Annotated in this window: 12 protein-coding genes; 6 read left to right on the top strand and 6 right to left on the bottom strand. The window is 72.8% G+C overall.

Annotated elements, in window-relative coordinates; all coding sequences use genetic code 11:
• Positions 1 to 203: 203 nt before the first annotated feature.
• The 4 genes from ACFV5N_RS07005 to ACFV5N_RS06990 all read right to left on the bottom strand — a co-directional run bounded on the left by ACFV5N_RS07005 (position 204) and on the right by ACFV5N_RS06990 (position 3156).
• Positions 204 to 731 (bottom strand): GNAT family N-acetyltransferase, encoded by a 528-nt coding sequence (locus ACFV5N_RS07005; RefSeq protein ID WP_385595131.1) that lies wholly within the window; start codon positions 729 to 731, stop codon positions 204 to 206.
• Positions 728 to 1894, bottom strand: a complete 1167-nt coding sequence (mqnE, locus tag ACFV5N_RS07000) for an aminofutalosine synthase MqnE (protein ID WP_385595129.1) — start codon at positions 1892 to 1894, stop codon at positions 728 to 730. The genes ACFV5N_RS07005 and mqnE overlap by 4 nt, the downstream gene beginning before the upstream one ends.
• 35 nt (positions 1895 to 1929) lie before the next feature.
• Positions 1930 to 2391, bottom strand: coding sequence for an Lrp/AsnC family transcriptional regulator (locus ACFV5N_RS06995; RefSeq protein ID WP_019435737.1), 462 nt, complete (start codon positions 2389 to 2391; stop codon positions 1930 to 1932).
• Between the two features lie 75 nt (positions 2392 to 2466).
• Positions 2467 to 3156: a UbiX family flavin prenyltransferase gene (locus ACFV5N_RS06990; protein WP_385595127.1), complete on the bottom strand. Its 690-nt coding sequence runs from the start codon at positions 3154 to 3156 to the stop codon at positions 2467 to 2469.
• Between the two features lie 365 nt (positions 3157 to 3521).
• Here ACFV5N_RS06990 and ACFV5N_RS06985 point away from each other — a divergent pair, with 365 nt between their 5' ends.
• The 4 genes from ACFV5N_RS06985 (at position 3522) to ACFV5N_RS06970 (ending at position 6924) form a co-directional block, all read left to right on the top strand.
• On the top strand, positions 3522 to 4508 hold the full coding sequence (locus ACFV5N_RS06985; protein WP_385595125.1) for a hypothetical protein: 987 nt from the start codon (positions 3522 to 3524) through the stop codon (positions 4506 to 4508).
• A 148-nt stretch (positions 4509 to 4656) separates the two neighbouring features.
• Positions 4657 to 5274 carry a rhomboid family intramembrane serine protease gene (locus tag ACFV5N_RS06980; protein ID WP_385595133.1) on the top strand — a complete coding sequence of 206 codons (618 nt, stop codon included), beginning with the start codon at positions 4657 to 4659 and terminating at the stop codon, positions 5272 to 5274.
• Between the two features lie 20 nt (positions 5275 to 5294).
• A complete protein-coding gene (locus ACFV5N_RS06975; protein ID WP_385595122.1) occupies positions 5295 to 5948 on the top strand; it encodes an O-methyltransferase in 654 nt (217 codons plus the stop codon).
• Positions 5949 to 6012: 64 nt separating this feature from the next.
• Complete coding sequence (locus ACFV5N_RS06970) at positions 6013 to 6924, top strand: Fpg/Nei family DNA glycosylase (protein ID WP_093844446.1); 912 nt, start codon at positions 6013 to 6015, stop codon at positions 6922 to 6924.
• On the opposite strand, the gene ACFV5N_RS06965 is transcribed toward ACFV5N_RS06970, so the two are convergent.
• Complete coding sequence (locus ACFV5N_RS06965; protein WP_247483074.1) at positions 6907 to 8508, bottom strand: TerD family protein; 1602 nt, start codon at positions 8506 to 8508, stop codon at positions 6907 to 6909. The two genes, ACFV5N_RS06970 and ACFV5N_RS06965, sit on opposite strands and share 18 nt — an antisense overlap.
• Before the next feature lie 131 nt (positions 8509 to 8639).
• Here ACFV5N_RS06965 and ACFV5N_RS06960 point away from each other — a divergent pair, with 131 nt between their 5' ends.
• Positions 8640 to 9269 carry a hypothetical protein gene (locus ACFV5N_RS06960; RefSeq protein WP_093844445.1) on the top strand — a complete coding sequence of 210 codons (630 nt, stop codon included), beginning with the start codon at positions 8640 to 8642 and terminating at the stop codon, positions 9267 to 9269.
• 950 nt (positions 9270 to 10219) lie between these two features.
• On the top strand, positions 10220 to 11143 hold the full coding sequence (locus tag ACFV5N_RS06955; RefSeq protein ID WP_381188523.1) for a sigma-70 family RNA polymerase sigma factor: 924 nt from the start codon (positions 10220 to 10222) through the stop codon (positions 11141 to 11143).
• Here the strand turns inward: ACFV5N_RS06955 and ACFV5N_RS06950 are convergent.
• Entirely contained in the window at positions 11127 to 11552 is a 426-nt protein-coding gene (locus ACFV5N_RS06950) for a GNAT family N-acetyltransferase (protein WP_381188525.1), read from the bottom strand. The genes ACFV5N_RS06955 and ACFV5N_RS06950 overlap by 17 nt on opposite strands.
• Positions 11553 to 11638: the final 86 nt, after the last annotated feature.

Here is an 11638-nt window from a genome sequence, read left to right as displayed (position 1 = left end):
GGATCACACCGATGTACGCGAGGACGGCGACCACCGCGAAACAGCCGGCGAAGATCGCCAGCCGCAGACCCGTATAGCGAAGCGTCGCGCTCTTGGTGCTGCTGCTCACGGCGGGGACCCTTTTCCTCATTCCGGCGTCTTCGGTCGTCCCAGTCAAACACATCCCGAACGGTCGCCCGCAGCCGCCCGCCCCACCCGGGCGTTCAGTCCAGCGGGCGCCACATCATGACGTCGTCGCGCAGCTCGCCGCCGCCGACCGCGATCGCGTCCGGGACCCGGCCGACCTCCTTGTAGCCGCACGCGGCGTAGAACCGTTCGAGCCCCATGCCGCCCCGGCAGGTGAGCCGGATCGCGCGGATGCCGCCGAAGCCGCGTATCGCCCGCTCCGCCTCGGCCATCAGCTCCCGCCCGGCCCCGGCCCCCTGCGCGGACGGGCGCACCATCACCGTCTTGAGCCACACCCAGTGGCCCATCAGCGCGTGCCCGGTGTGCACGATGAACGCCGTGGCCGCCGGGGCGCCGTCCCCGTCCACACCCAGCAGCAGCCGGGTGGTGCCGGCCTCGATGCCCGCCAGGTGCCGGTCCAGCTCCGGCAGCACCCCGGCCGGGCCGGTGCCGGGCGGGAACCCGACGGCCCCGCCCGCGTCCACGACCTCGGCCCACAGCCCGGCCAGTTCCTCCCGCAGCCGCGGGGTGATCTCCGGGTCGAGCACCCAGCGCACCGGCGTCACACCCGCATCGGCTGCGGCGACTCGCGCCGGCCGGTGTCCGGGCCGTCGTACTCGCGCACGATCTCGTAGCGGGTGTTGCGCTCCACCGGCCGGAACCCGGCGTCCCGGATCAGCTCCAGCAGATCCTCGCGGGTCAGCTTGTCCGGGGTGCCGAAGTTGTCCGCGTCATGGGTGATCTTGTACTCCACGACCGAGCCGTCCATGTCGTCCGCGCCGTGCTGGAGCGCCAGCTGGGCGGTCTGCACCCCGTGCATCACCCAGAACACCTTCACGTGCGGCACGTTGTCGAACAGCAGCCGGGACACGGCGAAGGTGCGCAGCGCCTCCGCGCCGGTGGCCATGGTGGTCCTGGCCTGGAGCCGGTTGCGGATCTTGCCGTCCTTCATGTCCACGAAGTCGTGCTGGTAACGCAGCGGGATGAAGACCTGGAAACCGCCGGTCTCGTCCTGGAGTTCGCGCAGCCGCAGCACGTGGTCCACCCGGTGCCTGCGCTCCTCGATGTGCCCGTACAGCATGGTGCACGGGGTCTTGAGGCCCTTCTCGTGCGCCAGCCGGTGGATGCGCGACCAGTCCTCCCAGTGGGTGCGGTGGTCCACGATGTGCTGCCGGACCTCCCAGTCGAAGATCTCCGCGCCGCCGCCGGTCAGCGACTCAAGGCCGGCGTCGATCAGTTCGTCGAGGATCTCGGAGGCGGAGAGCCCGGAGATCGACTCGAAGTGGTGGATCTCGGTGGCGGTGAACGCCTTGAGCGAGACCGTGTCCGGCAGGACCTCCTTCAGCGCCCGCAGCGACCGCGGGTAGTACCGCCACGGCAGCGACGGGTGCAGGCCGTTGACGATGTGCAGCTCGGTGAGCCCTTCGCCCTCCATGGCCTTGGCCAGCCGCACGGCCTCCTCGATGCGCATGGTGTACGCGTCCTTCTCCCCCGGCTTGCGCTGGAAGGAGCAGTACGCGCACGACGCCGTGCACACATTCGTCATGTTGAGGTGGCGGTTGACGTTGAAGTGGACGACGTCGCCGTTCTTCCGGGTGCGGACCTCGTGCGCCAGCTCGCCCAGCCACGCGAGATCGTCCGTCTCGTACAGGGCGATCCCGTCCTCGCGGGAGAGCCTTTCCCCGGCGCGTACCTTCTCCTCAAGGTCCCGCTTGAGTCCCGCGTCCATCCTCGCGCCTCCTCGCCTCGACACTCGTGACGACCCTACGCCTGGCCACCGACAGGCAGCTCCCCGACCCGGTTCTCCCACTTCGTGGACAACACGATCGTGGTGCGGGTGCGGGAGACGCCCTGGGTACCGGACAGCCGCCGGATGGTGCGCTCCAGGCCGTCCACGTCGGAGGCGCGCACCTTCACCATGAACGAGTCGTCGCCCGCGATGAACCAGCAGTCCTCGATCTCGGCCAGGTCCTTGAGGCGGCCCGCGACGTCCTCGTGGTCCACCGCGTCGGACAGCTGGATCCCGATGAGCGCCGTCACCCCCAGGCCCAGCGACCGCGCGTCCACCGTCGCCCGGTAGCCGGTGATGACACCCGCCGCCTCCAGGCGGTTGATCCGGTCGGTCACGCTCGGCCCCGACAGACCCACCAGACGCCCCAGCTCCGCGTACGAGGCCCGCCCGTTCTCGCGCAGGGCCTGGATGAGCTGTCTGTCCACCGCGTCCATCGTCACGAAGCCTTTCTCATTGCCCGGTCCGGTCGATGTGCACGGATGAATCTAAGGCATGAGCGCCCTGTGGCCTTAACTGTGCCCACCCGTGCGGGCGGCGGCCCCCAGCTCGCCATTCCAACGGCGGTACAGCGCATGGGCCACCCCGGCCGCGTCCAGCACCCGCCCCGCCACGAAGTCCACCAGCTGCTGGAGATCGCGCGCACCGGCGTAGAACGCGGGCGAGGCCGGGGCCACCACCGCGCCCGCCTCGTCCAGCGCGACCAGATGGCGCAGCGTCGGGCCGGTCAGCGGCGACTCCCGCACCGCGACCACCAGCGGCCTGCGCTCCTTCAGCGTCACCGACGCGGCCCGCTGGAGCAGGTCCTTGGACAGCCCGAGCGCCACCCCCGCCACGGCGGCCGTCGAGGCGGGCACGATCAGCATCCCGCGCGCCGGGTACGAGCCGGAGGACGGGCCCGCGCCCAGGTCACCGGCCGGCCAGTACCGTACGCCGCCGGTGTCCACCGCGAAGGCGTCCGGCGTCCCGTCCGCGCCCCGGCGCAGCCAGCGCTCCAGGTCCTGCCGCCAGTGGGCGTCGCGGAACGGCCCGCCGGTCTCATCCAGAAGAGTGAGCCGCGCCGCCCGGCTGACGACAAGGTCGACCGGCTCCCCGGCGGCGAGCAGCGCCCGCAGCACGGCGGCGGCGTACGGGGTGCCGGAGGCCCCCGACACCCCCACGATCCAGGGGCGGCGGCCCGGCGGCCCGTCACTGCTCGGCATGCCCCCGAGCGTAACCAACCGGCCGTGCGGAGCTAACAGTCCCCTTACCGGACGGTGACGCCTTCGCCACAGAGCCGTGCCCCAGGGCCCGGCCGCCACCACGCCCATGGACACTGGAACCGCACGGACCGCACCACCGTCCCCCCACCCGTACGCCCCAGGAGCCCGACATCGATACCCCGCGCCGCACCGTACTGCGCCGGCTGGCCGCCCTCGGCGGGGTCGCCGCGCTCGCCATCGGCACCAGTGGCTGCTCGCTGATCCAGCAGGCCCAGACCGGGTTCAGCGTCAGCGGCGCCGTCGACCAGCTGCTGTCGTGGGAGGGCCTGTCGCTCCAGGCGACGCTGGACGCCACCCCCGATGAGATGTACGACTACCTGCTGACGCTGGCGGCGCGGGACGGCGGCCCCGAGCCGTCGATGGACGACGCGCGGCTGCTGGCCGACCTGGAGCTGCTGGCGGTCGTCGGCGACCCGGACCGCGAGATCCGGCTGAAGGACCGCAAGAACGCCGACCCGCTGGCCGGGGCCGTCGCCCTCAACTTCGGCGGTCTGGACGCGGTCGGCGTCAAGAACATACTGGGCAGGACCTTCGTGCGGGTCTCCGTCGACACCGTCGTCCGCGACGTCTACCAGGGCGACGAGGCCGCCAACGCCGAGGCCGCGCACTTCGTCCGCGACGCCGGGGCGCTCCCCGACTCCCTGCGGGTGGCGCGGGACGCGCTGCGCGGCGCGTGGGTGGAGATCGATCCGTACCAGTACGACGAGTACGCCCGCGCCGTCAGCGAGCACACCGGGCTCGGCGCGGAGCAGGCGCAGGTGTTCGCGGCGGCCATGTCGGAGGGCGGCAACACCCTGGACCCGGCCGGGCAGTGGCGGTTCGCCGCCGATCTGGGCGCGGCGCTGCGCTCGGGGGCCACGCTGGAGCGCGCCGGGCAGGAGCGGGGCGCGGAGCTGGTGGAGGTGCGGCTGCCGGCCGGGCAGGCGCAGCGGGCGCTGTCGCCGCTGCTGACGCTGCTGACCGAGCAGGGCGCGCGGTTCGGGCTGCCGCCGGTGTTCCATCCGCCGGCCGACCCGGACGAGCAGGTGACGGCCCGGCTGGCGATCCGCAACGGGGTGCTGTCGGAGGTCGCCTTCGACCTGGGCCAGTTCGGGGGCGCGGGCGCGGGCGAGCTGCCGCTGCGGATGACGCTCACCGGCGGGTCGGCGATCAGCCTGACCGCGCCGCCGGAGAACCGGGACGTGCTGACCCCGCAGGACCTGACCGTGGCGCTGATGTATCTGCGCACGCAGCGGGACGCGCGCGAGGAGAACCCGGAGCGGGCCAACATTCCCGGTCCGCTCCAGCCATGACCCGGCCCGCCCCCGGACAGACGCGGTAAGAGGACGCGGGTACGGGGGAAGCAGGACGCAGGACCGCAGCAGCCGGAACAGCTGGGAGGGGCAGACCGTGCCGATCGGAGGATCCCGTGGCCGCCGCGCGCTGGCGGCCGGCGCACTGATGCTGGTGTGGCTGGCGGTGCTGTGGGGACTCGCCGCCGCCGACGGCAGCGATCCGTACTGCCTGCCGTACGACTACGACCCGCCGCTGGTGTGCGAGTACGGCATCGAGCCGCGCGACACCGGCACTCTGCTGGACATCTACCCGGCGGCGTTCCTGCACTTCGGCTTCGACCATCTGGCGGCGAACAGCTGGCCGCTGGTGATCTTCGGGTTCCTGGCGGCACTGCGCGGCATCGGGCGGTTCCTCGCCGTGTCGTTCGTGATCATCACGGTCTCGGGTCTGGGCGTGTGGCTGACGGCCTCGGGCGGCTCGATCACGGCCGGGGCCTCGGGGGTGGTGTTCGGGCTGTTCGGCTATCTGCTGGCGCGCGGCTTCGTGGAACGCAACGCCGTGGACATCACGGTGGGACTCACCGTGTTCCTGCTGTACGGCTCGCTGCTGTGGGGCGTGCTGCCGACCGAGACCGGGGTGTCCTGGCAGGGTCATCTGTTCGGGCTGCTGGGCGGGGTGGCCTCGGCGTTCTGGCTGCGGCGCGGGGACCGGGGCCCGCGGCGGCGCCGTACGGTGTGGGACCGGCGCGGGCTGACCGGTCCGCCCCCGGGCCACCCCGGCTGAGGGGTGACTACAGTCACATCATGAGCTTCGACATCGTCCATCCCGCGCTCAACGACTATCTGCTCGACCACGCCACCCCGGCAGACGAGGTGCTGCGCGATCTCGCGGCGGAGACCCGCCGGCTGCTGCCGGACAACGCCCGGATGCAGATCAGCCACGACCAGGGCACGCTGCTGACGCTGCTGGTGAAGCTGACGGGCACCCTGCACGCGGTGGAGGTGGGCACCTTCACCGGGTACTCCTCGATCTGCATCGCCCGGGGGCTCGCGCCGGGCGGGCGGCTGCTGGCGTGCGACGTGAGCGAGGAGTGGACGGGGACGGCCCGCCGGTACTGGGAGCGGGCGGGGGTCGCCGACCGCATCGAGCTGCGGATCGCGCCGGCCGCCGAGACGCTGCGGGCGCTGCCGCGCGAGGAGTATCTGGACTTCGCGTTCATCGACGCGGACAAGGTGGGCTACCCGGTGTACTACGAGGAGCTGCTGACCCGGCTGCGGCCGGGCGGGGTGATCGTGCTGGACAACGTGCTGCGCGAGGGCCGGGTGCTGGATCCGGCGGCGGGCGAGGAGCCGGATCTGGTGATCCGGGAGCTGAACGACGCGATCACCGCCGATGAGCGGGTGGAGAGTGTGCTGCTGCCGGTGCGGGACGGGGTGACGGTGGTCCGCAAGCGCTGAGCCCTTCGGTGGAGCCCTTCGGCGGAGCCCTTCGGCGCACAACCCGGACATATATGCTGAACATATGCCGGAACTCCCCGAGGTCGAGGCCCTGCGCGACTTCCTCACCGGCCACCTCGTCGGCCGCGAGGTGGCCGGCGCGCTGCCGGTGGCCTTCCATGTGCTGAAGACGTACGACCCGCCGCTGTCCGCCGTCACCGGCCGCACGGTGGAGGCGGTGCGCCGGCACGGCAAGTTCCTGGACCTGGACCTCGGGGGCGGCCCCGGCGACCGCCTCCATCTGATCACCCACCTGGCCCGGGCCGGCTGGCTGCGCTGGCAGGAGAAACTGCCGGCCACTCCTCCCCGTCCCGGCAAGGGCCCGCTCGCGCTGCGCGTCACCCTGGCCGATCCTCCCCCGGACTCCTCCCCCGGGGAGGGGCCGCCGGGCGCCGGCTTCGACCTGACCGAGGCCGGCACCCAGAAGCGGCTGGCGGTGTACGTGGTCCGCGACCCCGCCGAGGTGCCCGGCATCGCCCGGCTCGGCCCCGACCCGCTGGACGCCGGCTTCACCACCGAGGCGCTGGCCGCCGTCCTCGGCGGGGAACGGCGGCAGCTCAAGGGCGTCCTGCGCGACCAGTCGGCCATCGCCGGGATCGGCAACGCCTACTCCGACGAGATCCTGCATGTCGCGCGCATGTCACCCTTCAAGCCCGCGGGGAACCTCACCGAAACCGAGACCGCCGCCCTCCACCAGGCGATCCGCACCACTCTCGACGACGCCGTCGCCCGCTCCCGGGGCATCGCGGCCGGCAAGCTCAAAGCCGAGAAGAAGAGCGGCCTGCGTGTCCACGGCCGCACCGGCGAACCGTGCCCGGTGTGCGGGGACACCATCCGCGAGGTGTCCTACCGGGACTCCTCGCTCCAGTACTGCCCCACCTGCCAGACCGGCGGCAAACCGCTGGCCGACCGGCGCACCTCACGCTTCCTGAAGTGACTCCGCGTCCTCGGACTCCCCGTCCTCCCCGGCCTCCTCGCCGTCGCCGCCCCCGACATTGACGCCGTGCGTCTCGGCGATCTCCCCGAGGCCGCCCGCGTACCCCCGGCTGATGGCGTGGAAGCCCCAGCCGTCCTCCTCCAGCGTCAGTTCCCCCAGCGTCAGCCCCGTGCAGTGCACCGGGCCGACCGGGAAGCCGTAGCACAGCAGCTCGGTGTCGCCGGCCGGATCGAGCAGCCGGATGTGCAGCGCCCGCGCGTCCGACAGATCGTGCCCGCGCGCCTGGGCGTCGTGGACGGACAGCGCGAACCGTACGGTGGCGGCCCGCTCGTCCAGCTCCGGCAGCCGGACGGTGATCCGCGCCTCCCGGGTGCCCTCCTCCTCGCCCTCGCCGGGCTCCTCGCCGGCCAGCTGGACGCTCTCGTCGCCCGGGTCGAGGTTGTTGTAGAAGATGAAGTGCCGGTCGGACAGCACCCGCCCGTCCTCGTCCAGGATCAGCGCGCTGGCGTCCACCTCGGGCACCTCCTCCGGATCGACGTCCTCCGGGTCCTGCCAGTCCAGACCGATGGTGAAGGTGTCCGCGCCGGGCAGCACGTCCCCCAGCAGCAGCCGCTGCCCGGTCGCCAGCGGCAGCCGGCCGCCGCCGGGGCGCGGGCAGCTGGAGAGCAGCACCGCCCGGGGGTCCACCCGGGTCGGCTGGTACACCAGCGCCTCCTCCACCGGCTCGGCCGGCAGGTCCACCGCCAGGATCGCCAGCTCCCGCAGCCGTTCGGCGACCTCCGCCGCGCTGCCGGGCCGCTCGTCCGGGTCCTTGGCGAGCAGCGTCATGATCAGCTCGTCCCACTCCGGGGGCAGCTCGGGGCGCAGTTCGCTGGGGGGCGGCGGATCGGTCTCCATCTGCTGGCGCAGCAACTGGTAGAGCGAGGCGCCGTGGAACGGGGGGCGGCCGGTGGCCAGGGCGTACAGCACGCAGCCGAACGCGTACAGGTCGCTGCGCGCGTCCACGGTGCCGCCCTCGACCTGCTCGGGCGACATGTACGCGGGGGTGCCGATGACGACGCCGGTGGAGGTGAGCCGGGCATGGTCGGTGGACTCGGCGAGCACGGCGGCGATGCCGAAGTCGAGCACCCGGGCCAGGCCGTCGGACTCGACCATGACGTTGCCGGGCTTGAGGTCGCGGTGCACCACGCCGGCGTCGTGCGCGACGGCCAGCGCGCGGCAGATCTTCTCGCCCCACCGGCCGACCTCGCCCAGCGGCGGGATCTCCTCGGCCAGCACCTGGTCGAGCGAGCGGCCCGGCAGCCGCTCCATGACCAGATAGAGCACGGTGTTGCCGTCGAACTCGGCCTCGCCGACGTCGTGGACGGTCACGATGTACGGACTGGAGAGCCCGGCCAGCAGTTTGGCCTCGCGGGCGAAGCGCTGACCCGCCTGCGGATCGCGGCCGACCGCCGAGGTGTTCACCACCTTGATGGCGACCTGCCGCTCCAGGCGCATGTCCAGCGCTTCCCAGACGGTGCCCATGCCACCCGCTCCCAGCAGCGGCCCGATCTGGTACCGGTCGTCGAGAACCCGGCCCTGCATCTTCTGCACCCCCTGGCACACCGAACTGTTCGCCGCCCCGGGTACGTTAGCCGTTCTGCTGTCTGCCAGCGGAAAGGGCGCCGCTGACGCTAACTTTATGCCGCACGGACAGCGCTGAAGAGGGGACAGGGATGAGTGGCATAGCAGGAGGCACCGGATATCCCCCGCCGCCACCCTGGCAGGGACCACCAACTGCGGGCAAACCCGACCGTTCTCCCGGCCCCTTCCTGCTGATCGGCGCCCTGGTCATCGTCGGATCGCTGCTCGGCTTCCTCGCCTACCAGTCGGCGAGCGGCAAACAGGAGGAGAACGGCACGGGCGGCGGCAGCGGCGGCGGCCTCGACAGCCCGCTGTACATCCACGCGGTGGACAGCGCCCTGGAGGGCCAGGACTGCCCCGCCGCCGAACAATCCGGCGGCACCGCCGTGTTCAATCCCGCGACCTCCTCCTGCCTCGTCCTGGACACCGCGACCGACACCATGCGGGTGGACGCCCTGCTGGAGGCCACCGCGACCTACGGCCCGTCGGGCACCTGGATCGTCGGGCTCACCTTCACCCCCGAGGACGGCGCCCGGTTCGCCGACCTGACCGAGACGGTGTCGGCCCGGCCGATGCCGCAGAACCAGCTGGCGATGGTGCTCGACGGCCAACTCCTCACCGCCCCGGCCGTCACCGCCCGCATCGAGGGCGACCAGGTCGAGATCTCCGGCTCCTTCACCCGCGAGGAAGCGGAGGACCTGGCCGATCGTCTGGCTCCCTGACCAGCGCCCCCCGGATGGTCCGCACCATCCACCGGGGCCGCCGGAACACATCCTGCGCGGTGAACCGCAGGATGCCCCGCACACCGGGCAGGGACATCAGCCGGTTGAACCGCACGGTGTCCCGCTGGTGCGCGGGGGCGCCGCCGTGCCACCGGTGCCCCTCCACCTCCACCACCAACCCCCGGCCGGCGAAGAAGAAGTCGACCCGTATCCCCGCCGAGCGGCACCTGGCACTCCGGCTCCAGCCCCGCCTCCGCCATCCGCAGCCGCGCCACGGTCTCGGCCGGCGACCCCGACGCGCCCCGCGCCCGCCCGAGCGCCGCCAGCCCCCGCCGCCGTCCCCGCAACCCCTGCAACGCCTCCCGCACCTGCCCGGGCGTCACCGCCCGGCGCCGCAGCGCGCAATCGGCGACCACCACCCCCTCGTCCCCCAGCGGCGCCCGCAGCACATCGGCCACCGTCCGGGCGGGCCCGGTCACCCGCACCCCCCGGTCCACCTCCACGATGTCCCCGGCGGCCAGCGGCGCCCGGTGCACCCGCATCCCGCTCAGCGCACCGCCGCCCCCGGCCCTGGTCACCTCCAGCGCGTGCCGCAGCACATCGAACCCCAGCAGCGCTGCGGCCGACCGATGACTGGCGACCACATCGGGCCGGCGCCGCTGCACCGCGTACAGCCGCATCCAGTAACTCACCTCGCACCCCGGCTCCGCGTACGCCCCCACCCCCACCCGCTGCCACCGGCGGCGCCGCAGCACCCCCCGTACCGTCCCGGCCGGCACCCCGGCCCGCACCATCTCCTCCACGAACAGCACCCCGCCATGACGAACCCCCAACTCCTCCCACACCGCATCGAACGACGTCACGACACGATCACACACCGTCACCACAGCCGCCGTCCACCCCTGTGGATAACTCCGCGACTGTCAGACCCTCCCCCTACCGTGACGCCCATGACGGAAGACGTACTGGAGCCGTACCGCGGGCAGCTGACCGGCTACTGCTACCGGATGCTGGGATCGGCCTTCGAGGCGGAGGACGCTGTCCAGGAGACGATGATCCGCGCCTGGCGCGGCCTGGACCGCTTCGAGGGCCGCAGCGCGCTGCGCTCCTGGCTGTACCGGATCGCCACCAACGTCTGCCTGACCATGCTGGAGAACCGCAAACGCCGCGCCCGCCCCATGGACCTCACCGCCCCCGGCAGCCCCGACCACCCGCCGGGCGCGCCGCTCGCCGAGACCACCTGGGTCGAGCCCGTCCCCGACGCCCTCCTCGACCCGGCCGACCTCGCCGAGGTCAGGGAGTCCGTCCGGCTCGCCTTCGTCGCCGCCCTCCAGCACCTGCCACCGCGCCAGCGCGCCGTGCTGATCCTGCGCGAGGTCCTCAGCTGGCGGGCGAGCGAGGTCGCCGAACTGCTCGGGACCACCGTCCCCTCGGTCAACAGCGCCCTGCAACGCGCCCGCGCCACCCTGGCCGGCCTGCCCCACACCACCCCGCGCCGGCTCACCCCCGACGACGAGAACCTGCTGGCCCGCTACCTGGAAGCCTTCGAGGCATACGACCTGGACGCCCTGACCGCCCTCCTCCACGAGGAGGCGACGCTGTCCATGCCGCCCTTCGACCTGTGGCTGCGCGGCACCGGCCACATCCGCGCCTGGCTCACCGGCCACGGCGCCGGCTGCCGCGGCTCCCGCCTGATCCCCACCCGCGCCAACGGCTCCGCGGCCTTCGGCCAGTACCGCCCCGGCGGCGAACCCTGGGCGCTCCAGATCATCGAGACCCGCGACGGAAAGGTCACAGCGATCAACGCGTTCCTCGAAGTGAAGCGCTGGTTCCCGCTCTTCGGCCTCCCACTCGCCCTCAGCTCAGCGGCTTGACCCACCGCACCCACGCCTCCTGGGGCCCGTACCCCCCGGCCTCCCAGGCCCGATGAGCGGTGACATTGCGCCGCAGCACCATGGCGTCGGCCCGCCGCCCACCCAGCGCGGCGAACCGCTCCTCGGCGGCGGCGAGCAGCGCCGTGCCCACCCCCTGCCGCCGCGCCTCGGGCGCGACGGCCAGCCGGTACAGATGACACCGCCACCCGTCGAACCCGGCGATCACCGTCCCCACGAGCGCCCCGTCCCGCTCGGCCACCAGCAGCGCCCCCGGATCCCGCTCGACCAGCCGCGTCACCCCGGCCGGGTCGTCACTGATGCTGACCCCCTCGGCCGCCCGCTCCCAGAACGCCAGCACGGCGGCCACCTCATCAGCCCCAGCAGCCCGAACGGTCACATCAGCACCCATGCCGAAAACCCTACAAGCCCCCCACTCCGGTCACCCACCGCATTGTTAGGCTTGCTCATCGGATACATGACACCGGCACGGGGGAG

This window comes from Streptomyces sp. NPDC059853, assembly GCF_042731495.1.
Taxonomy (GTDB): domain Bacteria; phylum Actinomycetota; class Actinomycetes; order Streptomycetales; family Streptomycetaceae; genus Streptomyces.
The sequence above is the reverse complement of the archived record's forward strand: the minus strand, read 5'-3'. Positions and strand labels throughout refer to the sequence as shown.